22 protein-coding genes and 1 tRNA gene are annotated in these 23872 nt (G+C 48.2%); 13 read left to right on the top strand and 10 right to left on the bottom strand.

The window, feature by feature from the left end:
- Positions 1-36: 36 nt before the first annotated feature.
- Complete coding sequence (locus AC1DLI_RS16220; RefSeq protein WP_477604255.1) at positions 37-3327, top strand: AAA family ATPase; 3291 nt, start codon at positions 37-39, stop codon at positions 3325-3327.
- A gap of 5 nt (positions 3328-3332) precedes the next feature.
- Here AC1DLI_RS16220 and AC1DLI_RS16215 read toward each other — a convergent pair whose 3' ends face one another.
- Complete coding sequence (locus AC1DLI_RS16215) at positions 3333-4373, bottom strand: YkvI family membrane protein (RefSeq protein ID WP_308999737.1); 1041 nt, start codon at positions 4371-4373, stop codon at positions 3333-3335.
- A gap of 121 nt (positions 4374-4494) precedes the next feature.
- Here AC1DLI_RS16215 and AC1DLI_RS16210 point away from each other — a divergent pair, with 121 nt between their 5' ends.
- Positions 4495-5778: an ArsB/NhaD family transporter gene (locus AC1DLI_RS16210; RefSeq protein ID WP_477604253.1), complete on the top strand. Its 1284-nt coding sequence runs from the start codon at positions 4495-4497 to the stop codon at positions 5776-5778.
- Positions 5779-5787: 9 nt separating this feature from the next.
- Here AC1DLI_RS16210 and AC1DLI_RS16205 read toward each other — a convergent pair whose 3' ends face one another.
- Positions 5788-6486, bottom strand: coding sequence for a hypothetical protein (locus tag AC1DLI_RS16205; RefSeq protein WP_477604251.1), 699 nt, complete (start codon positions 6484-6486; stop codon positions 5788-5790).
- A gap of 274 nt (positions 6487-6760) precedes the next feature.
- On the opposite strand from AC1DLI_RS16205, the gene AC1DLI_RS16200 reads away from it, so the two are divergent.
- From AC1DLI_RS16200 to AC1DLI_RS16190, 3 genes are all read left to right on the top strand, one after another.
- Positions 6761-7330 carry a xanthine phosphoribosyltransferase gene (locus AC1DLI_RS16200; RefSeq protein WP_477604249.1) on the top strand — a complete coding sequence of 190 codons (570 nt, stop codon included), beginning with the start codon at positions 6761-6763 and terminating at the stop codon, positions 7328-7330.
- Between the two features lie 82 nt (positions 7331-7412).
- Complete coding sequence (locus AC1DLI_RS16195; protein WP_308999742.1) at positions 7413-7733, top strand: hypothetical protein; 321 nt, start codon at positions 7413-7415, stop codon at positions 7731-7733.
- A 127-nt stretch (positions 7734-7860) separates the two neighbouring features.
- Complete coding sequence (locus AC1DLI_RS16190) at positions 7861-8085, top strand: hypothetical protein (protein WP_477604246.1); 225 nt, start codon at positions 7861-7863, stop codon at positions 8083-8085.
- A 149-nt stretch (positions 8086-8234) separates the two neighbouring features.
- On the opposite strand, the gene AC1DLI_RS16185 is transcribed toward AC1DLI_RS16190, so the two are convergent.
- Entirely contained in the window at positions 8235-9215 is a 981-nt protein-coding gene (locus tag AC1DLI_RS16185) for a CapA family protein (protein ID WP_477604244.1), read from the bottom strand.
- 102 nt (positions 9216-9317) lie between these two features.
- Between AC1DLI_RS16185 and AC1DLI_RS16180 the strand changes: the two genes are divergently transcribed.
- Positions 9318-9983, top strand: a complete 666-nt coding sequence (locus AC1DLI_RS16180; protein ID WP_477604242.1) for an SIMPL domain-containing protein — start codon at positions 9318-9320, stop codon at positions 9981-9983.
- A 101-nt stretch (positions 9984-10084) separates the two neighbouring features.
- On the opposite strand, the gene AC1DLI_RS16175 is transcribed toward AC1DLI_RS16180, so the two are convergent.
- Positions 10085-10609 (bottom strand): hypothetical protein, encoded by a 525-nt coding sequence (locus AC1DLI_RS16175; protein ID WP_477604240.1) that lies wholly within the window; start codon positions 10607-10609, stop codon positions 10085-10087.
- 217 nt (positions 10610-10826) lie between these two features.
- Here AC1DLI_RS16175 and AC1DLI_RS16170 point away from each other — a divergent pair, with 217 nt between their 5' ends.
- Both AC1DLI_RS16170 and AC1DLI_RS16165 read left to right on the top strand, forming a co-directional pair.
- The gene (locus AC1DLI_RS16170; RefSeq protein WP_477604238.1) at positions 10827-11483 is read left to right on the top strand and encodes a metallophosphatase; all 657 of its coding nucleotides are present in this window, start codon (positions 10827-10829) and stop codon (positions 11481-11483) included.
- An 87-nt stretch (positions 11484-11570) separates the two neighbouring features.
- Positions 11571-11954: a hypothetical protein gene (locus tag AC1DLI_RS16165; protein ID WP_477604236.1), complete on the top strand. Its 384-nt coding sequence runs from the start codon at positions 11571-11573 to the stop codon at positions 11952-11954.
- Positions 11955-12056: 102 nt separating this feature from the next.
- Here the strand turns inward: AC1DLI_RS16165 and AC1DLI_RS16160 are convergent.
- Positions 12057-12140, bottom strand: a tRNA-Leu gene (locus AC1DLI_RS16160).
- A gap of 82 nt (positions 12141-12222) precedes the next feature.
- Here AC1DLI_RS16160 and AC1DLI_RS16155 point away from each other — a divergent pair.
- From AC1DLI_RS16155 to AC1DLI_RS16145, 3 genes are all read left to right on the top strand, one after another.
- Positions 12223-12825: a xanthine phosphoribosyltransferase gene (locus tag AC1DLI_RS16155; protein WP_477604234.1), complete on the top strand. Its 603-nt coding sequence runs from the start codon at positions 12223-12225 to the stop codon at positions 12823-12825.
- A gap of 79 nt (positions 12826-12904) precedes the next feature.
- Positions 12905-13333 (top strand): Rrf2 family transcriptional regulator, encoded by a 429-nt coding sequence (locus AC1DLI_RS16150; protein WP_477604232.1) that lies wholly within the window; start codon positions 12905-12907, stop codon positions 13331-13333.
- A gap of 118 nt (positions 13334-13451) precedes the next feature.
- Positions 13452-14351, top strand: a complete 900-nt coding sequence (locus AC1DLI_RS16145; RefSeq protein ID WP_477604230.1) for a divergent polysaccharide deacetylase family protein — start codon at positions 13452-13454, stop codon at positions 14349-14351.
- On the opposite strand, the gene AC1DLI_RS16140 is transcribed toward AC1DLI_RS16145, so the two are convergent.
- Positions 14316-15017 carry an N-acetylmuramoyl-L-alanine amidase family protein gene (locus AC1DLI_RS16140; RefSeq protein ID WP_477604228.1) on the bottom strand — a complete coding sequence of 234 codons (702 nt, stop codon included), beginning with the start codon at positions 15015-15017 and terminating at the stop codon, positions 14316-14318. The two genes, AC1DLI_RS16145 and AC1DLI_RS16140, sit on opposite strands and share 36 nt — an antisense overlap.
- Before the next feature lie 136 nt (positions 15018-15153).
- Here AC1DLI_RS16140 and AC1DLI_RS16135 point away from each other — a divergent pair, with 136 nt between their 5' ends.
- Positions 15154-15348: a YqzE family protein gene (locus tag AC1DLI_RS16135; protein WP_477604226.1), complete on the top strand. Its 195-nt coding sequence runs from the start codon at positions 15154-15156 to the stop codon at positions 15346-15348.
- On the opposite strand, the gene AC1DLI_RS16130 is transcribed toward AC1DLI_RS16135, so the two are convergent.
- The 3 genes from AC1DLI_RS16130 to AC1DLI_RS16120 all read right to left on the bottom strand — a co-directional run bounded on the left by AC1DLI_RS16130 (position 15339) and on the right by AC1DLI_RS16120 (position 19133).
- Positions 15339-16232: a hypothetical protein gene (locus tag AC1DLI_RS16130; RefSeq protein WP_477604224.1), complete on the bottom strand. Its 894-nt coding sequence runs from the start codon at positions 16230-16232 to the stop codon at positions 15339-15341. The genes AC1DLI_RS16135 and AC1DLI_RS16130 overlap by 10 nt on opposite strands.
- 124 nt (positions 16233-16356) lie before the next feature.
- A complete protein-coding gene (locus AC1DLI_RS16125; RefSeq protein ID WP_477604222.1) occupies positions 16357-17316 on the bottom strand; it encodes a YqhG family protein in 960 nt (319 codons plus the stop codon).
- The gene (locus tag AC1DLI_RS16120; protein WP_477604220.1) at positions 17313-19133 is read right to left on the bottom strand and encodes a DEAD/DEAH box helicase; all 1821 of its coding nucleotides are present in this window, start codon (positions 19131-19133) and stop codon (positions 17313-17315) included. The genes AC1DLI_RS16125 and AC1DLI_RS16120 overlap by 4 nt, the downstream gene beginning before the upstream one ends.
- Before the next feature lie 278 nt (positions 19134-19411).
- Here AC1DLI_RS16120 and AC1DLI_RS16115 point away from each other — a divergent pair, with 278 nt between their 5' ends.
- Positions 19412-22003: an adenosylcobalamin-dependent ribonucleoside-diphosphate reductase gene (locus AC1DLI_RS16115; protein WP_477604218.1), complete on the top strand. Its 2592-nt coding sequence runs from the start codon at positions 19412-19414 to the stop codon at positions 22001-22003.
- A gap of 363 nt (positions 22004-22366) precedes the next feature.
- Here AC1DLI_RS16115 and AC1DLI_RS16110 read toward each other — a convergent pair whose 3' ends face one another.
- On the bottom strand, positions 22367-23857 hold the full coding sequence (locus tag AC1DLI_RS16110; protein WP_477604216.1) for a glycoside hydrolase family 43 protein: 1491 nt from the start codon (positions 23855-23857) through the stop codon (positions 22367-22369).
- Positions 23858-23872 lie beyond the last annotated feature (15 nt).

Raw genomic sequence — 23872 nt, 5'->3', positions numbered from 1 at the left:
GGTTTCTATCAAAACCTTTGGGAGATGACATGAACCATGAAGCTTTTGAAGGCTGAAGTTGACGGATTCGGACAGCTTTACGGCAGACATATCCCGCTTGATGCGTCGGTCATTATAGTGTATGGACCGAACGAAGCGGGAAAAAGCACGATGTTTGGCTTTATACGTTCAATGCTGTTCGGCTTTGCTAAACGCGGGCAGCCGCAAGAAAGGCAGGAGCCTGTAAACGGAGGCAAGCATGGAGGACGATTGATTTTCCGCAATGCAGCGGATGAGTCATACATCGTTGAACGTTACGCTGCTGACGGAACAGGGAAAGTAAAGCTGCGCGGTTTAAATGCTTCATCAGACATAGACGGACTGCTGCAAGAAGGTGCCGTACTCACTCAGACAGAATGGGAGCGAGCCTATCTGGGAGGCGTCAGCGAGAAGCTGTATCGCCAGCTGTTCGCGATTTCGCTAACGGAGCTGCAGGAGATTGGCGCATTGTCCGGGGATGAGCTGGGACGTTATTTGTACCAAGCAGGCTGGGATAACGGAAAAACGATTGCAGCGGCGGAAAAGCGGTTAATGCAGGAAATGGAACAGCTGTTTAAGCCGCGGGGAGCTAATCAACAAATGAATCAGCAGCTCAAAACGCTCGAGCTGCTTGATGGTGAGCTGCGAAAGCGTCAGGATGCGATACTTTCTTACAATGCGTTGACGCAGCAAACGGAAAGCTTGGATGAATCGCTTCGCCTTCTGGAGCTGGAGCTGCCGGCCAAAGAAGCGGTTCATCTGCTGCTGAACAAAGCCGTTTCGTCTAGACCTCTATGGATTCGCAAGCAGCAGCTGATCATCGAACGGGAAAACTTCGTTTACGCGGCTTCTCTCCCGGCTCATGCGGAGAAGAGCTGGGAGGAGCTGCTTAGACAAAGGACGGCGGAGCGGGAGGAATGCGAGAAGCTCAGGCAGAAAGCGATTCTGCTTGAGCTCCAGCTGGATTCGATCAGCTATGACGAGCGGCTAATCCGCATAGGCGAGGAGACCGAGGCTCTCCTTCAAGCATCGGAGAGCATGCGTCAGCTGAAACAGGACGGCTTCACGCTCGAGACAGAGCTTCGCGAGCATGACGAGATGATTGCGAGACTCGTCAGCAGCATTGCGCCTGAATGGACGGAGCGGCAGCTCAGGGAGCTTCATGTTACGGTAGCCGACCGCGATTACGTTAGGACTGCTAAGCAGCAGGAGCTTGACTATACGCGGACGGAAGAAAGGTTCGCAGCTGAGCTTGAAACGCTGAAGCAGCAAGAACAAGAAGCGTCTGCGGCCTATGAGGAAGCGAGGTCAGCCGCTCTTGCTGAAGCGCAGCGGCGCGAGCAGGATAGGAGCGGCACCGGATTTGAGGTGCTGCCGCATGCGCGTGATGCGCTGAAGGTGGCGTGGAACGCCCTGGACAGCGCACTCCGCGAGTGGGAGCTCGAGCGGGTGCGCTCTGCCGGAGCTGCTGCAGACGCGAGCGATAGCGGGGCGGGTGGCAGCGTTCCGGCAGCAGCAGGCCTTGGCGGAGCCGGCCTGCTGTGGGCTGCGGCGGCAGGAGCGGGCGGAGCCGCGCTGGCGCTTGGGGCTGCCGCGCTGGCCGGTGCTGGCGGCGAAGCGGGGGTAGCTGCGCTGGCGCTGGCTGCAGCCGCGCTTGTGCTTGTCATCGCTGCGCTTCTGCGAAGCCGCAGCGCAGCTCGATATGCTGCCAAGGAGAAGGGCATTCCACTGCGCGGCAGGGGGAGGGCAAGGACGGGCGGAGTCTCACCGACGACAATCGAAGCGGACCAACTGGCTATCAGTAACCGCGAAAAACGAGTGCATCAAACGCTGGAGGCACTCGTGAAAAAGCCACAAGAGGCTGCTGCTGCTTTGTTTGCAGCTAAACATTACAGCTCGCCTGAGCATCAGCTGGCAGCCGAGCAGGCGCGCATGCAGCTGCGCGCCGCGGTTGAAGACCGTCTCGAGGCGCTGCAAAACAGCGAGCGCCTCGAAGGGAGCCGCATCGAGCTCGCCCGCCGCTTGGAGCGCCTGCGCGCGCACGCTGCAAGCCGCCGCGAGGCTGCCGCCGCCGCTGCGCAAGCAAGACAAGCCGTCGCCCGGCAGTGGGCCGGCTGGCTTGAAGCACGCTCGCTGCCGGCGGGTATGTCGCCGACAGCTGCGCTAGAAGCGTTCGAGCTTGCCGAGCAAGCCTTGCAGCGGCTTCAGCACTATGACCGTTTATCGGCGAAGCAAGCCGCCTCAAACAAGCAGCTGGCTGCTTTCGCACAGCAAGCAGCAGCATTATGTTCGTATTTCGAGGAAGCGGAAGCCCAGCTGGCTGCTGACCCGGCTGTCGCGTTGCGACTGCTTCATGCCGAAATACGGCGCCATGCAGCCGCCAAGCAGGAGGCACGCGGCATTCTCACTCGCCGCGATGAGCTGCTCTTGGCCAAACAAGCTGCGGAGACGCAATTACAAGAGCTGGCAAAGCAAATCGAATCGCAGCTGGAAGAAGCTGGACTCGCAAATGAAATGCAGTATGAGCTCGCTCTTGAGCACCGCCGCTGTTTGCAGGAACTTGAGCTTGAGCTGACGAAGCTGACGCTGGAGCTCACCGCTGGCATGTCTGCACAGAAAGTGAATGAGCTCGAGACGATGTTCGGGACATGCAACGAAGAAGAGCTTCAGTCGCTCTTATCCGATTCGAAAACGGAGTTAAATGCTCTGGAACAGAAGAAGCGTGAGCTGTTGGAACAGAGGGGGAGGCTGCGGCAATCGCTGGATTTGCTGCTTAAGGAAGACGAGCACCAGAGACTGCTCTCCGAAAGAGAGATGACGGTTGCGGGGCTGGAGAAGGATGCGGAGCGTTATGCCGTTCTTTCGATAAGCGCTGCGTTGATCAGTCGGACGAAACGGATTTACGAGGAAGAGCGTCAGCCTGTCGTACTCCGCAAGGCTTCCCAATTTATCGCGAAGCTGACGGATGGCAAATACATTCGAGTGCTGACAACGCCCGGCGAGCCGGGTATCAGGCTTGAATCCTCGGAAAGGCGTCTTGTGGACAGCGGAATGTTGAGCAGGGGAACGGCGGAGCAGGTTTATTTGGCCATGCGGCTGGCGCTCGCGGAGGAAGCCTCGAGAGGGGCTAAGCTTCCTCTTATGCTGGATGATGTATTCGTTAATTTCGACCGGGGACGGCTCCAAGCGGTCACAAGCTTGCTTGCTGAGCTGAGCTGTGACCGGCAAATTATTGTGATGACCTGTCATGAGCATGTCCGGGACGCGATGCTGGAAAATTGCAACGGCGCTTTACTGGCGCAGATCTGATTTGGTTAATTAGCGGACACTCGCTTGCGGATAATCAAAATAAGCCAGCCAAAGCTGATAAGACCAAACAACGGATACAGCGTTGAGAGCAGCGTGCCGAAGCCGATTTGGCTGGCTACGTAACAAATGGCGAGAATTAGCAGGACAATCAAGCTGCGCGCCCATTTCAAACGCTCGTGGAGCTGGAGGGTCAGCCCGTATATATCTGCGATGAGCGTCGTGAAAATTTCTGCAAAAATAATGAAAACATAAATAAACTGCACACTGGGTCCAAGCTGCCTGGCAATGCCGCCCATTGGGATCGCAAATTGCTGAATACCCGGCATATGTACGGATAATGCAATATGTCCAGCCAGCAGCATGAAACCGATCCCGATGCCCCCGACCCATGATCCGGCGATGATGACTTTTCGGTCGTTTATTTCCGCGCCAAGTGGAACCAGCACAGCTTGAGACATGGAGAGATTAAAGGCCGTATACAGAAACGGCGAGGCCCAGGCGGCCCAAATGGAATGATCGCTAACCAAGGTAATGAATTTATCTGCACCCGGCGTTCGGAAGGTGTCGATCATGATGAGGACCGTAAATAGCAGCATAATTGGCACGACAATCGCATTCACGGTAAGGATCGCATTCATCCCTTTCCGCAGTAAAAAGTAACAGGCGGCAATCGTAATCAACAATCCGGATTGATACGAAATGTTCCAATGCTCATAAAAAATCGTGCCGGCGCCGGCGAGCATAACGGCCGTAACGCCTAGAAGCACGACGAGCATGAAATGGCTGATGAGCCGTCCATATTTGTCACCAAACAACGCTTTATTTAAGTCTTCATAAGATTTTGCCCTAATTTGGCTGGCAATAAGCATCATTTTTGTTCCCAGCCAAATGAATAAAACCGTAGATAAAGCAATCGTAATTGTACCCCAATACCCGAAACGGGTGAAAAATTGTAATATTTCTTGACCAGTGGCAAAGCCTGCTCCTACGATCGTACCCATGTAGGTCGAAGCAATTTGCAGCACCTTTCCAATACGTTTCCACATCGTCTACCGTCCTCCGTTCGCTGACCTCTTATTAAGAAGGTATGTCCAAGACGGGACAGGCATGACATTTTTCAAAATTTTACGCTGCTTGAGCCTTGAAGTCAGGAGTTCGATTAGAACCATGTTTATTGCCATTATTGTTTTTGCTGTCGCATTAACGTTTATTTTGATAAAGCCTAAGGGGATAAATGAAGCTTTCATTGCATTGGCAGGAGCGGTTATCCTATTTGCTGCCCAGCTTTTAAAACCGGAGGATGCGGCGTACATATGGGGTTTTGTCTGGAATGCGACGTTTTCGCTAATTGGAATTATGTTATTTACATCGTTGCTTGACTATAATGGTTTTTTTCGCTGGGCTGCCCTGCATATCGTTCATCGTTTCCACCATCGGCAGCTGTTGTTGTTCATAGGTTTGTCCCTGATGGCTGCGCTTATTACCGTTTTTTTTAATAATGACGGCACTATCCTAATCATGGTTCCCATCGTACTTGAAGTAACAGCGCTGCTGAAACTTTCCCGAAGCGGAAGACTTCTATTTCTGCTGGGGATAGGCTTTATGGCAGATACTGCGAGTGCCCCGTTAATGATGAGTAATTTGACCAATATATTAACAGCGGATTTTTTCGATATCTCGTTTGGTGAATACGCTTCGCGGATGCTCTTGCCAGGGTTAATCGCAATCGGTGCCACCATTGCCGTGACGGTAGCTTTCTTCTGGCAGCCGATTAAGAGGGAAGAGGCAAGAGCGCTAGCGCCGAACCTCTTCCCGGTTCCAGCATCGGCTATTTCTGATAAACGATTATTTTATTTATCTTGGTTCAACATTTTATTAATGATGATTGGGTATTTAGGCTCGGAGAGGGTTGGAGTTCCTGTTGCGGCGGTAGCGGTTGGCTGCGCTGCGATTCAGTGGGCGGCTTCGGCAGCGGCCGGGCGTGCGCCGTTGAAGGAAACGGTTATGCGAGCGCCATGGCTCATTATTGTATTTGCTTTATCAATGAATTTAATCGTATACAGCTTGCATGTGCATGGAGCGACAGCGTGGTTTCCGGAGGTCATAGCGCCTGCTGCGGAGAAAAATGAACTGATCGGCATTTTTGGATCCGGGTTATTGTTTTCCTTGCTTGCAGCCGCAATTAACAATTTGCCTGCCGTTCTTATTTCTTCACTGGCAATCGAGCAGGTAAACGGACCTGACTACTTGCCGTTTGCAAGTTTGCTGGGGACTTCGGTCGGAGCAAAGCTTACACCCATTGGCTCGCTGGCAACTTTGTTATGGATGCAGCTCGTACGGCAGGGAGGAATAACAGTCAGCTGGCGTGAATATACCAAATACGGCCTGCTGCTAACCTTCCCGATTTTACTRCTMGCATTGTTTGGTTTATGGCTGCTGGATTGGTCATAACCATATCAGCTAGCTTAGCGCGAGCAGCTTAATGGATACGATTTGATTGTGGACAGGATCTAGATCAAGCTTGAGCAGGGAATCTTTAGCTTTGTAAGTGAGCAAATAAGCGGTTTGCTTCTCAGGCTTGCCAAGCGCATGCAGTGCTTCTTCGGGATTGTCGCCGATTCGGAGACCGCTTAGTCCTGCTGAAATAGCTTTGCCGTAGACCTCGATATACTGCACGTTCTTGTAGGCGTTGATACCAACTGCAAAACCATCGTACTCAAGCACAGTAATCGGTTCGGTATCTTCCTCCAGCTTGTAGCTGTCTATTGGCTTGCCGTGAAGCTTGGACACTACGGAATCATGGTTTCCGATCGCAATGCCGTGAAGCAAGGGATTGTCGGCCGCCCATTCCGCATCTTCGCTTTGTGTTTTTACTGGAGCCTTCGAATCTTTCTCATCGCGAACCGTCGAGGTTTCAGCGCTTGTGCCGCTAGTCGTATCTACACGGTTTATATGCGGCTCATTCGTCTGAAGCTCGTTGTCTGCCTGCTCAGAATATGTTTTCTGAGGGGTGTCAGGGTCGGTCTGAGGAGTGGTTGTAATAACCGTATAAGATGGTTCTTCGGGAGAAGCGCTTTGGCAGCCGGCGAGTAAAATGACAAGCGCGGAGGCAGCCGCAAGCATGACGGTTTTTGTCTGCTCTGTGCGATAAGGGATCATATTTTGCACTCCTTTCTTACTATATATTACATCGGAATTGAAGCATTTAATTATAAATTACAAATGCAGCGAATAGGCTGTAGGCATGAAAAGATACTAAACTATTAGACGCTGCTTTGTGGAAAAAGTTGCTCTTTTTTTCCGATGATTTGAAAATCTACCTTAAAAATACTCCGTTTATTTTTGGTTTCAGATTGAACCCTTCCATAGGGTTGCACTTTTTGCCTGACCTATGGTACGTTAACAAAAAGGATTTTGGTGGAGGTAATGAAAGATGGAAAATTTAAAAAAACGCATTTTAGCAGAATCGTCCGTACTGTCGAGTAACGTGCTGCGGATGGATGCTTTGATCAACCACCAGGTCGACCCTGAATTGACAATGGAAATGGGACAAGAATTCGCTAGACGCTTCGCAGAGGAGCATATTACAAAGGTGATCACAGTGGAATCTTCTGGAATTCCAGCTGCTTATGCAACTGCTTATACGCTGGGTGTACCGCTTGTATTTGCGCGTCGAAAGAAGACGCTGATCGCTGATCCGGATGCCTATATTGAACGCGTGCCTTCCTTTACCAAAGGAATGGTAACGGATATTATGGTTTCCAAACAGTTTCTAACGGCTGAGGACAGGGTACTATTTATTGACGACATTATCGCGAATGGCGATGCCGCACGCGGACTAATCAAGATCATAGAGCGTTCGGGCGCAACTTTAATTGGGCTTGGCGTCGTCGTCGAGAAGTCATTCCAAGCCGGTGGAAGAACATTGCGGGAGCAAGGGATTCGTGTGGAACCGCTCGTTCGAATTTCATCACTAGATAACGGTGAAATAAAGTTTGAGTAGAATGTTCCAGTACAAATGCTCTTTTCCCATCCGGCAATATCGCTTATAATGATACAGTAGTGATCGAGGGGAGGCACAGGTTATGGGGGAAATGTCTGCAGAGTTTATGTATACGAAGCTAAGCGCTGCCAAGGTCCACTTTGAGCGTGCACTAGATTGTAAACATACGGAATTTGATGATTTGTATCCTTATATGATTGAGCATCCACAGTTTTTTTGGTACAAACGTTATGTGGCATGGTCGGAGCTGTTGACGATTGTAAAGCTGTGCGACGAATTGTCCATTGAATGGCGGGATCAGTTCACTGACCGTCAGAGCGAATATATCGGCAAACGCGTGATGTCATCGCGAGTTTTGGATGAATGGTATGAAACCAATGATGCAAAAGAGCATGCAGGTTAGCTGAACGTTTGCTAGGTTCATTAATTCTTATTTATATTTTCAAACCAGCCTCAATGTTATGCGCGAGCATCCATTGAGGTTTTTCCATACAATCGGAGCTTTAACTTAGAAACAGGAGGAAATGAATATGGTAAGCGAAGAGCAATTGGACAAATTTCGTGTAAGCGGCGAAACCATAAGGGTAGTAAGAGACGCTATGGAAGCAAACGATGTTCACGGCATTGTCGTTGCTTGGGATGATTCCTCTGTTGTTATTCGTCGTCCTAGCCGCCGTGTAGTAAAGCTCAGCCGCTCATACAGCTACGGACCGGTATCGGAGGAGCGTACAAATCCTTTTGAAGATGCTACATAAGGAGCCTCGATAGTTAGATTTTGGTGCAGCAAGTAGCAAGAGAGCCTCTGGTCAATCGGTGACGGAGGCTCTTTGCTGTATCGTTGAAGTTAAATGTTTAAGTTCAGTAACCGAGCTAACGCAGCTTGGCATGCGGAAGCAGCTGACCGCTAGCGGTAGCTAGAGACGGGAACGAGCCTATAGGTTGGTTTTCCTCCGGGTTTTGAATGCTTGGTAATTGTACGGATGCGGCCGACACGCGTGATGTCGGTTGCTCCTTTGCTGTTTTTCGTTATCGTCAGCTTCAGTATCATGGCGCGAGTGGTATGCTTATTATTGAAAATCTTTGAAGATAGGAAATTGCCTAGCGAATAAGCCGCAACTCTCGTTTTGGTTACGCCATACTTGTCCTTCACCTTTCTTTTAACGACGGGCTGTAAGACATGAGGGTGAGCGCCTAGAATGGCGTTAGCCCCGTGTTTGAAGCAATGGTCAACCAATCGCATTTGCGCTTTGTTCTGTTTGAGTTTGAACTCCCGTCCAAAATGGAGACAGACGATGACAAAATCGCATTTCTTTTTGATACGGTTAATATCGGATGCTATTTTTTTGGACTGAATCCGGTTAACCAGATAGGATTTGGCAACAGGCATTCTATTCGTTCCGTACGTATAGGATAGAATACCGATATCGATGCCTTTGACGCGCATAATTAATAAGCGTCTAGCCTCCTTTTGCGAGCGTGCGGTGCCTGTATGCTTAAGGCCGTGACGGTCAAGGACGTTCAACGTGCGCTTGATGCCGTATTCGCCCCCGTCGGCACAATGATTATTGGCTGTCGTCATGACATCGAAGCCGGTATGCTTAAGTGTCGAAGCAAGCTCGTCTGGGCAATTGAACATCGGATAGCCGGTGCGCTTGCTGCGTCGTTCGTATCGCCCGAGTCGACTCGGATTGCCGCCGAACCAAGGCGTCCCGGAGAAGGTCGTCTCCAAATTACCGATCAATAAATCGTTATTTTTTAGATGGGGTGCAACTCCTGCAAATATCGAACCGAAAGAATATTGATTTTTTTTGGATATTCTTGCGGAGTCGATAATCTTATTTTTCATGAGTAAATCCCCGACAGCTCCAATCGTGATCGTAGTCAATATCTCACCTCTTCTTGTAAGAATGTATTACTTTATTCGTGCCTACAGGAGATGCGCTCGGTATGTGCCTAGGGGCTAATAAAACTAATAAGGAGTCGTGCCATGAACGGATACCCTATGAAACAAGTTGGGAATAGTCACTCGTCAAGGAACGCTACCATTGAGGTAATTGGGGAAGGGACGGCAGCAGCACCCGCCGATCGAGCGATCGTCGTACTCGGGGCTGTGACGGAGGGCGCGGATTTGCGTTCAATTCAAGCTGAAAATGCCAATATTATCGCAGCAGTCATTGGATCATTGCTGAGACTGGGCATACCGCGCGACAAGCTGCAGACTCAGGAGTATCGCGTTGACACCATGTACGATTTTGTGGATGGAAAACAAATATTCCGAGGTTATCAAGTAACCAACCTGCTTCAGGTGACGGTAGATCAAGTTGATCAAACGGGGACTGTTGTGGATACGGCCGTTAGCAGCGGCGCCAACCATGTATCCAGCATCAGGCTTACGACTGCTAGGCCTGATATTTACGAGCATCAAGCCTTATCGCTTGCTGTGCGTGACGCTGCGCAAAGGGCGCTGACGATTGCTAATACACTCGGTGTTGTTTTAGCTAATGTGCCGCTCGAAGTGCAGCAGCTGCCGCTATCTGGAGGGCCCATCCCGATGTTTAAAGCAGCAGCATTCGCTGACAGTGCGGTTACGCCGATCGAGCCGGGGGCTTTAACGGTCAAAGCTTCCGTTCGAGCCGTATATGCTATTTTATAAGAGAGATGCATCACATTCCACGATGATCGATTAGTCGGAGTTAAAAGGAAAGAGCCTCTGGCCGATAGGTGACAGAGGCTCTTTCCTTTTTTGTTGAACTTTTAAGTTCCGTTGACGATGAATTCAACTTCGATTTTGTCCAGCTGCTGGATAGCGTTTTGGAATTGCTCCTCGTATTTTGCAGGCTTATCCATTTGTGCCTCGGCCCAATAGAAAACAAGTATATTTGTTGATGAATAAATATGGGGTATCATCATGTCATATTGTTCTTTTTGTTTATTGAAATCCTCCAATCCGTTCATTCTTGCTTTCTCTGAATTAAATATGTAGACAGAAACCTTCTCTAATTTTGCAGGGTCAGTATTTTCGTTGGGTCTGCCAACGGTAAACCGATTCGGTTTAACATTGTTCAAAATCCAATCGTTTTTTTCCTCATAAGGCATTAATTCAAGTCCTTCCGATTGCAATACACCTTTAAAATCCTCCAATTCCAGCTTTACTGCAGATTCTTTGCCTTCTGTATTGCTTTTATTGCTGAAGGGCTGCTCCGTTTCATGTTCCGTGCCTGCATTTAAACATCCCGTTAACGCTAGCAGCAGCGTACATGCTATCCAAACATATTTCACAATGAGCTCCTCCTTTATCCTGTTGAGACAGACGATAAAAAGAGGCAATAAGTTGCATTAATTCTTATGCTGAAATTCCAGTATATGGTACTATGGATATGTTAAAAAGAATCGAAGCTAACGCCTATCCTATCAGCCGAATTAGTTGAAAAAGAATTGAAGGAGTGGTTTCTTTATTGCTATCTATATAACTGGAGACATTCACGGTTCTGTCAGCGTGGGACAACGTTTTAACACAAAAAATTTTCCTTTAGGTAAAATACTGACAAAGACTGATTATGTAATCATAGTTGGTGATTTTGGGTTGATTTGGGCAGATGATAATGAAGATAAATATTGGCTCAAGTGGTTAAGTGGTAAACCTTGGACGACATTATTTATAGATGGGAATCATGAGAATTTCAATTTATTGGAGTCATTTCCGATTGAATCATGGAACGGTGGTAACGTCCATAAAATCACACCCAGCATTTTTCATTTGATGCGAGGACAGGTATTTGAAATGGACGGTAAGAAATTTTTTACTTTCGGCGGAGCTGCTTCACATGATAAGGATTATCGTAAACTCGATAAATCTTGGTGGACCAGGGAAATGCCGTCCGTAGAAGAGTATGAAGTAGGATTGCAGTGCCTTGATAAAAATGACTGGAAAGTAGACTATGTACTGACACATACATGCTCATATGACGCGTTACAAACACTTTCGCTATGTTATGGTTTGAATCACGTTGAGGCGGATCAAATGCACATGTATTTCACTGAAATAAAATTCAAATTAGCATATAAGAAGTGGTTTTTTGGTCATTTTCACAAAAATATTGAATTACCTGATAATCAGTGTTTATTATATAACAACATTGTAATGATAGATTGAGATGAGTGAATGCAATGGGAGTTTTTTCCTAGACCTATATACCCACAGAAGATATAATTGTGGTAATTATAGGATAGGGGATAAAGAATGAAGAAGCTGCATGTTATTTTTGGAATTATTGCAATCACAGTCTTATTATCTGGCTGCAACTCTGGCGTTACCAATAGCGCGAATGAAGCGCCAACAAATTCACCAATCGTAGAGGAAACAGATACAGAAAAGTCATCTGAGGATTCCTCGCTGTTTATCGAAACTCCATCAGGCTCAAGCAGCTCAAACGAAGAATTGCCTTACTCGGAGGAAGAATTAAAGTCAGATCCGAGAGCGCCGTCAACGAATATTGAAGATTATAATTCTGACGGAGAATACGTACCAGCGGATGGAATAAGTGATGATCCTGGAGATTACAATGCGAATGGTATAGGAGGAAAAAGCTGCAATAAGCATCAAAAAAACCACTTCCTATCATGAATTTAATATCATGACAATAAGTGGTTTGAATTTATAAGTTGATTTCTAATATTGACCACTAGATTAAATATCGTCTAGAATAGTCATAAATGCTAATAAGGATGCGGTCGAGAGGACTCGAACCTCCACGGCTGTTACACCACTAGAACCTGAATCTAGCGCGTCTGCCAATTCCGCCACGACCGCATAACTTGTTTCAACAGTAGACATCTTATCATGAATATGATGGAATTGTCAACATTATCTTATAAAAATGGAGGAAGCCGCTGTGAAACAATTAGAGCAAAAGATTTTGGAGGAAGGGATAGTTTTAAACGATAATGTACTGAAGGTAGATTCCTTCCTAAATCATCAGGTAGACCCGCAGCTGATGTTCAGCATCGGCCAAACCTTTGCCGAACTTTTTGCAGGGAAAGAGATTACGAAGGTGATTACGCTGGAATCGTCAGGTATTGCTCCGGCAGTCATGGCTGCGCTGCAAATGAATGTGCCTCTGATCTTCGCGCGTAAGCGTAAGTCGCTCACCCTTAAAGATGATCTGTATACGGAAAAAATATTCTCTTTCACGAAGCAGGAGGAGAGTGAGGTTACGGTATCACGCAAGTTTTTGGAAGCAAAGGACCGCGTGCTGATTATCGATGATTTTCTTGCAAATGGCGATGCGGCGCTTGGGTTAGCTCGAATCGTAGAACAAGCGGGAGCTTCCGTTGCAGGTATCGGCATCGTAATCGAGAAGGCCTTCCAGCCAGGGCGAAATAAGCTGATCGAGCTTGGCTATCTTGTACATTCCTTGGCAAGAATATCGTCTCTATCGGGCGGGAAAGTAACCTTTGCACCAGATTTAGCAGCAGTAGACAGCACAGTTGATTGACAATGCAAGCGGCATGTAACTATAATGCTTACATGATGATCGTTTAGGATAAGTTAATTAAAGACAGGCGGTGATAGCGTTGACTAGCAATAGGTTTGCAGTAGCGGTTCATATTATGACGTTACTCGAGACGAGTAAGGCAGCAAGACTGACATCAGACATTATCGCTGGCAGCGTGAATACCAACCCTGTCGTAATCCGAAGAATTATGGGCTTACTGAATAAAGCGGGTCTTGTCGCGACAAGCGCAGGCATTGCAGGTGCTGTCATTACAAGGCCGGCAAATGAGATTACGCTTTACGATATCTACAACGCTGTCCATAATAACGGGCAAGATGAGCTGTTCGCCATTCACGAGAAGCCGAATCCGGCATGCACGGTAGGCCGCCACATTCAGTCTTCACTTGAAACGGCCTTTAATGAAGCGCAGAAGGCGATGGAGAACAAGCTGGCGAGTATTACGCTGGAGCAAATTACACAAGATGTCATGAGTAAGACGGACGAATAAGAAGAAATAGATGGAGAGGCCAAGCAAAGGCCTCTTTTTTGTATTCTCTGCAAGTTTTAGCATATTTTCCAGCCTATTCACAAACAATGATATTAAAAGATGAGAGGCGTGTGCAGCAATGAGAATGCAGCAGGACAGTGTGGTTGGAAAAACAAAGCTGGCGATACATCAATTGAAGAAGCGGTTCCCCGTGAGGACAACTGCGGCGATTGTTCTTTTTGGCGTTATAATGGCTGCCGGAAGCCCGAACAGCTTTGAGATTTCCGCGAGTCGCGCAATAACACACGCACAAACTGCTGGAGAGGAAGAAGTGCGTACGGTCGCGGTAGTCATAGATGATTTCGGAAACGGAATGAATGGAACGGCTGAGATGATGAAGCTTCCGATCAAAATTACGGCTGCAATCATGCCATTTATGCCCACAACGAAGCAGGACGCGGAGGAAGCGCATAAACATGGTCATGACGTAATTGTTCATATGCCGATGGAACCGAACAAGGGTCTTAGAAAGTGGCTGGGACCAGGCGCTTTAACGACGGATCTTAGCGATGAAGATGTGCGGAGACGTGTTGAGAATGCGATTGATGATGTGCCGTACGCGATCGGCATGAATAATCATATGGGCTCAAAGGTGACGGCGGACGAGAGGATGATGCGCATTGTACTTGGCGTGTGTAAGGAACGGGGTCTCTTTTTTCTAGATAGCCGGACAACCTATAAAACCGTAGTGCCAAAAATCGCAGCGGAACTCGGTGTTCCGATTGTTTCCAATGATGTGTTTCTCGATGATGTGTATACGGTCCAGCATATTTCAAAACAAATTAGCGTACTTCGCAAGCATCTAGAGTCGCATGTTAGCTGCATAACGATAGGTCATGTGGGACCGCCAGGGAAATTCACGGCATCGGTTCTCCAGCAGTCCATACCCGTTATGCAGCCAAACGTACAATTTGTTAAGCTTACAGCGCTAATTAGCGGTGGCTCAGTGAACGATCCACTTATACTGCCTAATTCCTGACGCAATCGCTTCAGCGACCTCTAATTGTCGCTTGGGGTCAGTCAGCATGCTGCGATCATGTTCGCTGCTAATAAAGCCCATTTCGACGATGACAGCTGGATTATGGACGCGTTTGAGCAAATAAAACGGCTTTCCTTCCCGCGGGAGGAAGGCCGTATTTTGCTGTCGGTTAAGCGCATCCTGTATGCAAAATGCAAGCAACGAGCTTTCTCCGCTGTTCTGATGCAGCACAAGTGGTCCTTTCTCCGAACTCTTTTTCGACCAATTCACATGCAAGCTTATGAGCAGCTCGTTGTCAATTTCTTCGGTAAGCTGCCGCCGCTGAGACAAATCCTTGCGATGTCTCGAGCGAGTGACATGCCAACGATTATCATCGCTCAACGCGTGATCACCTGTGCGATTAAGTACTGCGGGTATATTTTGGCTTCGTAAAATAAAATAAAGCTTTCGAGCTACTGCTAAATTAATGTCTTTCTCCAAAATATCAGCTGCGGAGGCTCCACCGTCAATGCCTCCATGACCTGCATCAATTATGATGGCGGTAGACGGCAGTGCCCAATCCTGCTTAGTGCCTACCGGAATTAGCGGCCACGCAAAAGCGCTGATCGAGCTGCTGAGCGCAGCAAGCCATATCGCGAGTAAGCTCATTGCCATTTTACGAAACATGCGAGTCATTCCTCCAGATCACTTTGACATACGGTTAGATTGTCTTTTTGATGGATAACTCATGCATGTTTACATTCGATTGCTGCAGGGCAAACTGATCTTATCATTTCATACGGAGCTAAAGGGGGAGCAGCAAATGGCAAAAGGCGATGAGTACGTGAAATTTATGACGGAGAAATTTGTGGCATATATAGAGACACCGAGGGAAGAGCGGAGGCAATCAAGAACATCAGCCAAAGCGCGAAGAGAGCCTTGGCTGACGCGTTGGTTCGGTTGGGGACCTATGAGTATTATGCTTTGGTGGCGGGGACGCGCAGAGCGTCAACGGTAAAAGTGGCCAAGTTCAATTAGCAGCGGGACCGGAATATAACGCCGGTCTGATCCATCCTCGCCTGCTTCAAGAGCGACATAAATCTGGCCGCTGTTCCATTTGTTATAACCAACAACGGACCAAACATACAGCATTTGACCTTCGAACAGCTCAGCAGTATAACGGAGCTGTTCTTTTTTGTTGATTTTTGTGAATAAGGATGAATATGCAGATGCACTGAGTGCTATCGGTAGATTTGTTAACCACGGAAGCTTGTCATAAGCATTGAATGAGGGCAATGATACATGTTTTAAAAGCGTTGCTTTTGCACCGATTTGCATATGCTCTAGATTAGTCGGCATTATTGATTCGGCAGCCAGCCAGTCGTTTTCCTGAATAGGAAGGCTTTCGCCGCTGGCACCATCGGTATAATAGGTATCCTGCTCAGATGCCACCTTCCAGGCTGCGAGCAGGGGGTTAACATATAAAGCTTCAATTGTGGAGGCGGGTTGCAGCAGCTCAAGCTGCAGAACGGATTTAGAAAGCGTGCCTTCATCAAATGGAGGTCTGCTGCTTGTCCCATACTCACCGAGCTGGTAACCGCCCGACTCTACTGCGTGGACAATGAGGTAACCGACCGTAAGTTTATTTTGCTTAACAAGCACTAACCAGCTGTGCGTACCTGGCCCAATCGGGGAAACGACAAGCGATGCTTGCTTCCAAGCTTGAAATGAAGGTTGGGACGCCAGTTCCGCTACCCATTGCTCGGCTTGCTGCTGTACAGGCTCATAGATGGTTGTCGGATTTGAAAGCGCTACCGCAGGCTGCGATTGTAAACCGCCGGAATAAAGGACAAGAGCGGTTAATACGCATGCCGCTGTCAGCTTAATAAATTTTTTTCGCATATTTTATCACCTCGTTGCTATTGTATCGGACATGCCCTAAGAAGGCTGTTATAACCTGTCACGTGATGGCGGTCTTTCGACCGCCTTTTTTTGACGTATCGCTGCGGATATCGTCTAATCCATGTCAGTCGATGCCTTCAAGATGAAAGATGCCGCAGTTAATGGCGGATGCAGTCACCCGAGGCTCGTACTGCCATTTTATTTCCGATTGCCGCTGCGCGAATTGCTCCTCGATCGCCGGCTTATTTTCTTCAAGCGCATTCTTAACAAGCGGTTCATAATAACCGCTTATTCGCTCAAGTTCCTCTTCAAGTCTTGCAGAGGCGCTCTCTGCCCAGCTGTAGTCATACGCGCGAAGCTTTCGTTCAAGCGCTTGCTCCACAATGCCAAGCGCTTTGTTGAAGGAGAGACCGTTTTTGGTAATATGAATATTCGCAGGCAGACGGGGTGTAAGCTTATGGGTGAGCAACCGGTCATAAAACTGCTCCACGATCTGTCCAGTCGCAAGCGATACGCCGAAGCAATGGATTTCCTCGCGTTTGCGGTCGCATGCAAATTCAACGCGCATATTGACGCCGAGCCACGCGGTATACGGCGTGGATGAAAAAGGATTGCTGCTCCGCTTATCGGGCTCTTGAAACAAATAAACGAAGCTGCCCTTCGCTTTCGCAGCGTCAAAGAGCATATCAAGCTTACGTGCGCCAAAAAACAAGTCCTCGCGCGGCACCCGGGCAGGAGCGGCGAGATTGCCATGAATGAAGCCGAGCGAGCGTCCAAGAGCGGCATTCGCAGCCTCATTTTGAGCGTTTTCTGCGGCATTCAGCTGGATGGCTGCTGTTTCTTCTTTTTTGGCTTCCTCGGCTGCGTCATATTTGTTTTTGTCTGTAACGAACAGGAAGGTCATCGTCTCTGGTTCAGCGTTGACCCTGTCCACGAAGCTCCAATAATACGGACGGTTTGTCAGCTCGCGATCTGCGAGAGGAGAGAGCTTGACCGTAAAGTGGCTGGGTGATTTCTCTAAAATGGAACACTCTGTCGCCTCTAAATATCGATTTACAAATTTGTGCACCTGCTTCTCGTTCAAGGCTGCACCTCCACGGTTTGTCCAAGCGTATCCAAATTAACAAGCAGATCGGGGCCGGGCAGCGGGTTTTCGCCAATCAGTACCTCTTCCCGGATTCGGCTGAGCGAGGAGCCCAAATGATTGATTTTCTGTTTCAAATCGGTCTCATTGCCGGATTCAAGCAGCATTTTGGCAAGGCGCTGCTCCAATGAGCCATCGCCCTTCTCGAAGCGCTCTAGAATATGGTCAAGCTCACCAATCACTAGCTCGAACAGATTGATCTTTTCATGCAATAAATTTACGATATGCTCTTCGATGGTGCCGATGGTGCACAGATTGTATATTTTCACGTCTTCTGTTTGGCCTAGGCGATGCACGCGGCCAATACGCTGCTCAACTCTCATGGGATTCCATGGTAGATCAAAGTTAATCATATGGTGGCAAAATTGAAGATTGATGCCTTCGCCGCCAGCTTCCGTAGCGATCAGGATTTGTGCGCGGCCGCGGAACAAATCCATCATCCAATCCTTTTTACCCCGGTTCATGCCGCCTCGGTAAGGAACGGCGATCATGTTCTGCGCGCGGAAAAACTGCAGTAAATATTCTTGGGTAGCCCGGTACTCGGTAAAGATAATAACCTTGTCATTCATTTCTTTGACAAGCTCCATCGCTTTTTCTGCTTTCGTATTTGCTTTAATACTGCGGATTTTCTCCACAAGCTCCCAAATTTTTGGACGCATAGGGGAGTCCTCGGCTGTTTTCTTGAATAGATTAACGAGTGTTAAAAAAACGGCGTCCCGGCTGCTGCACACCTCGCGCTGCAGCGTAACGAGAGAGAGCATGCTGGACAAATCGCCGCCGCTTTCTTCGTATCTCTCCTTTACAAATCCGGTTACCGCATCATAGAGAGCCTTCTCATCCTCGGATAAGGTGAGCGGGATGTTTTTGACAAAACGTTTCGTGAAATGAATGCCGCCGTCACCTCGGCGGTTGCGGATCATCACGCCGGAGAGCGCTTCCTGCAGCTGATCTTCATTTTTTGGCACACGTTTATCGACGACAAAATTAGCGGCAAAGTCGCTTAAACCGCCAAGCTGACCCGGCTTGAGCAGCGTGATGAGATTGAACAGCTCATCCATATCGTTTTGAATCGGCGTGGCAGTCAGCAGCAGGCAATATTTTTTGCGTAAAAGATTAGCAAACTGATAGTTCGTCGTTTTCTTGTTTTTCAGTTTATGTGCCTCGTCAATAATGATGAGGTCGTAGTCCGTTCCGAGAACAAGCTCGCGGTGCGGTTCCCTCTTTGCGGTATCGATGGATGCAACCACAACATCATAGCCCCAGGTATGCGCTTTTTTCTGGGCTACGGCAGAAATACCAAACTTTTGATTAAGCTCTCGCACCCATTGCAGGACAAGTGAGGCTGGTACGAGAATTAACACGCGTTTTGCTAATCCGCGTACGATATATTCTTTGAGAACGAGCCCCGCTTCTATCGTTTTGCCGAGACCAACCTCATCAGCAAGAATCGCGCGTCCGCCCATTTCGTGAACAACCTTGCGCGCCGTGCTGATTTGATGCGGCATCGGCTCGAAGGATGGCAGCGATCGCAGGCACAGCAGCTGCTCGAAGCTTTCGATTCGTTTCGCCTGCTCAGCCTCCATCGCGAGCTGATATAACGTCCAATCATCCCATGGACCGCCCCGCGTCAAACGGTTTTGCAGCTCATCAAACCATGAGCGGTCACATTGCAGATCGACAAGTGGATGAAGCTTACGGGTTGCGATAGTGTGTCCCGCTTCGGCCGAGGCAGCCTGCGGCGTTGTATGGAATGTCATCTGGTCCAGCTCCTTCCGCAGTAAAAGGGATAAGTTGTAATCAGTATTACCCTTTCATCCAATAATAATAAGATGATGCTTAAAAAAGAGTATGGACAAGAAAAAGAATGAGAAAGGGCATGTAAGCGGCTGGGATTGTTATTTTCAGCCATATACAAGCATGAAAATCAATATGTAGTATAGTATAATCGTTTTATCACACAATATATTGTGCTATATGCATATCATAGCTATACATATGCTTGCAGCGCGGTAGTTCGAAGGAGGAATCATCTACGATGGAGACGTCTAACGTAAAACGACTTGAGGGGCTAAGCGAAAAAATATTTTTGGACCGCTACGCTTGGAAAAATGCCGATACAAGCAATACAAAGGTAGGGGATATCGTGCTCGTCCTGACGAAAGACGATCCGAAGTTCCCGGTGAAGGAAGTCGGAGAAGTGATCGTGCGCGAAGGCAGCGTGGTGACGGTAAGGCTTAGAAGCGGAGAGCAAGTGAAGTCTAGCATCGAGAAGCTAACGCTGACGATCGAGAAGACGCCAGAGGAAATGTGGGATCGACTAGCCGGCGCCATGGCCTCGGTTGAGAGTGAACCGGAGAAGAAGAAGGAATGGCAGGAGCGATTTAGATATATTTTGGATGATTGGAAGCTCGTTCCCGGCGGACGAATTGCTGCGGGCGCAGGCGCAAGCGAGGAGCTGACTTTATTTAATTGTTACGTCATCCCATCACCGAAGGACAGCCGCGGAGGGATTATGACTACCCTATCGGAAATGACTGAAATCATGGCACGCGGCGGTGGGGTAGGGATGAATCTATCTTCGCTGCGACCGCGCCGAGCAATTGTGGCCGGGGTTAATGGTTCATCTAGCGGCGCGGTTTCATGGGGAGGATTATTTAGCTATACAACGGGGTTAATCGAACAGGGCGGCAGCCGCAGAGGCGCCTTGATGCTTATGTTGAATGATTGGCATCCGGATATATTGGAATTCATCACGGTCAAGCAAACGATGGGCCAAGTCACGAATGCTAATTTATCGGTTTGCGTAAGCAACGCTTTCATGCAGGCGGTGAAGGAAGATCTGGATTGGGAGCTTGTTTTCCCGGATACGAAGGAAGCAGGATATGACGAGCTGTGGAATGGCGATCTAGAGGAATGGAAACGTCTTGGCCGAAAAATTATTTCTTACAAAACGGTGCGCGCCCGCGAGATTTGGCAAGCCATAATCGAATCGGCTTGGAAATCTGCCGAGCCTGGCGTTGTTTTCATGGAATATTATAATCAAATGTCGAACAGCTGGTATTTTAATCCGATTATTAGTACAAATCCATGCGGGGAACAAGGCTTGCCGGGGTGGGGAGTATGCAACTTATCGGCGGTGAACCTATCTAAGTTTTACGATGAGGAGAGGCATGACGTCGCTTGGGAGGAGCTAGGCAAAGTGACAAGGTGGTCGGTACGGTTTCTGGATAATGTTATCGACAAGACCCCTTATCATTTTGAAGAAAATGAACGCAACCAAAAGCTGGAGCGACGCATTGGTCTCGGTACGATGGGGCTGGCAGAGCTTATGATTAAGCTGCGCATTCGTTATGGCAGTGCGGAATCCTTGGACTTTTTGGATAAGCTGTACGCTTTTATGGCTAGAGAATCGTATTTGGCATCCACAGAAATTGCCGCAGAGAAAGGATCATTCCAAGCCTTTGATGCAGACAAATATGTAAAAAGCGGTTTTATGAAGCATATGATTGAACAATTCCCGGAGATCGGAGAGGCTGTTGCCGATAAGGGAATGCGCAATGTGACCGTTATTACGCAGGCGCCTACCGGAAGCACGGGGACCATGGTCGGAACCTCGACTGGCATTGAGCCTTATTTTGCATTCGAATATTACCGTCAGAGCCGTCTTGGCTACGACAAGCAGGATGTTCCTATTGCGGCGGAATGGAAGGAATCGCATCCAGGCGAGGAGCTGCCCGAATATTTTGTAACATCGATGAGCTTGTCCGCCGAGGATCATATCCGAGTGCAGGCGACGATTCAGCGCTGGGTAGACAGCTCAATCTCAAAAACGGCGAATTGTCCTGCGGACTTTACAATAGAAGAAACAGGGCGGCTGTATGAGCTGGCATTTGAGCTGGGATGCAAAGGCGTGACCATTTACCGGGATGGCAGCCGAGATGTGCAGGTGCTTTCAACGACGAAGGATGAGGGACCTGAGAATAAAGCGGGAGTAACGGCGAGTGAACAACAATCTGCAGCTTTATCGTCGCCGGATGTGGAAAGCGAGAATTATTTTGACGCTGATTTGGTAGAAACGGCAGTCCCGGCGATTCAATCGGAGCGGGTACTCGATAAGCAATATAAACGAAGACCGCAGGTGCTGAGAGGTGCAACCTATAAGGTGAACACGCCATTTGGCATGGCTTATATTACGATTAACGATCTGAATGGCACGCCTGGCGAAATCTTTTTGAACGTAGGGAAAGCTGGCTCTGATGTATTTGCGATGGCTGAAGCATTGGGTCGCGTTTGTTCTTTGTTTCTGCGTTATGGCGATCACGGAAACAAAGTTAAACTGCTAATTAAACACTTGAAAGGGATAGGCGGCTCAGGAGCGATCGGGTTTGGCGCTAATCGGGTAGAGTCCATTGCCGATGCCGTAGCCAAATCGCTGGAGATCCATATGGAGAGCGGGGAGGAGCAATCTGCTGCTGCTGAGCATGTTATTCCCTTGAAGACTGAGAGTAAGAACTATCAGGCAGTCGAAGGCTCTTCCAGAGATTTATGCCCTTCCTGCGGTTCTGCATCGCTGATCAATATTGAGGGCTGCAAGCAGTGTGCGAATTGCGGATATAGTAAATGTTAGGCCAACTAATTTTAATAAACATTTTGTATTGTGTGTGAAATTCCATAATTCCCTAGAGTAGTTCCAGATTTCTTTAGACTGTTTGTTCCAGAATCCGTAAGAATAAGCCCATTATGCAATGTGATGATAAAAATAAACGGGTCAGGCATAAGGCGTATTCAAAGAACTTCAATAAAGATAACATGTTATAAGGGCAGGCAGCCGAGCCTGCTAATTCTTGGTATGCTTTACCGAACCACGTTACGGGGAACGTTAGCAATAAAACAGCGGCAGTCTAGGACTATTTCCTTGTCCAAGGCTACCGCTCACATTATTGTTGGGGCGAATCTAATACTTATTTCACGAAATCTGATGCTTTAGCTTTCAAACATACTCGCACTTAAAATTAGAAAACTCAGCCAAAGAGTCATCACCATAGGCATATAAACCAATGATTACGCCTGTAAAGCCCCCGGCAACTTCCGAAGAGAGGTATTTCGTTTGTGCCGAGCCCAAGAGGATATCCTTGCCATCTACATAAGTATGGAAGCTGTATCGTTCATGGCTAGCTCTAATAACCAGCGTGGCATGGTTAGCGCTTTCCAGATCTACTATATTTTCGATAGATCGGATATCTCCAATAGCAAGGCGCTCGATAACTTTATACCCGTTCTCCTCTTTGCGGATAGCCAAATCATAATGGTGATGTTCATCCATATAGAGCGTGATGCCAGCCTCTCCGCTCGTAAGGTTTACATCGCAAGCGATCGTAGCGTCAAAGTCAATTTGGCGAATGCCGATAAAGGTCGGTGAAGCCGGAACATCGAGTGTCACCTCGGTCCCTTTCAGCGTTGCCTTGCCTTGTTCTAACCTATAATTTTCCTCAGCAGGATGACGAAGATAACACCAGTCTAGGTTCCAATCCGTGTTCTCGAATGTATAAGTTTTCTTCTCCTGCTGAGTTACCATGTCGGAGATGCGATCGGTCTCGAAACTCGTTAACGTAGTGCCATTATGTCCTGCCGTAAACCAACCATCCTCGCTAAAGGTAATCGGCGTAAGGAATACTTCACGACCAAGGTGATGATAGGTAAGCCATTGTCCAATCTGACGAAATCCCAAATGAAAGAGCCACCAATTTCCTTCGTGATCCTGAATTAGGTCGCCATGACCAACCCCCTGCAGCTCGTACCCGCCCAAATTTCGATTTGTCAGTACAGGATTCTGCGTATAGGCTTCGAACGGGCCAGAAGGGGAATCGCCCCGGGCATAAGTAACCATATGGCCATATTCGGTTCCCCCTTCAGCTGCCAACAAGTAATAACGTCCATTTATTTTATACAGATGAGGGCTTTCCAAATAACGTCCGCCTGTTCCTTGCCATATCGAACGGCTCGGTGTCAGTTTGCGACCTGTCTCTATGTCAATTTCACACTGAACGATTCCGCGAAAACCGTTATCGTCTGTTCCGTTGCTCATAAAGAAAGTCTTCCCGTCCTCAAAATACAAATCCGGATCGATTCCCCCTTGATCTACATAGACTGGATCAGACCATTCCCCGTAAATATCGTCGGTCCACAAATAGAAATTCTGACGAGTGGTGTCGTTGGTCGTGGTCATATAGAACCGCCTGTTGTAGTACCGAATAGTAGGAGCAAACACGCCGCCGGAGCTATTCACGGTATCCAACTGAATCTGGCTTTTACGGGTTAGGCAATGGCCGATTTGAGTCCAATTAATCAAATCTTTGCTTTCAAAAATCGGGACGCCCGGGAAATACTGAAAGGAACTGCAAACCAAATAATAGGTGCCATTCGCCTTGCAGATGCTTGGATCCGGATAGAATCCTTTGATGATCGGATTATTGTATTTCATTGATCCACCTCTAAT

The organism is Paenibacillus sp. 01T443, assembly GCF_056398325.1.
Note: the sequence above shows the minus strand (reverse complement) of the source record. Positions and strands in the feature narration are given on the sequence as shown.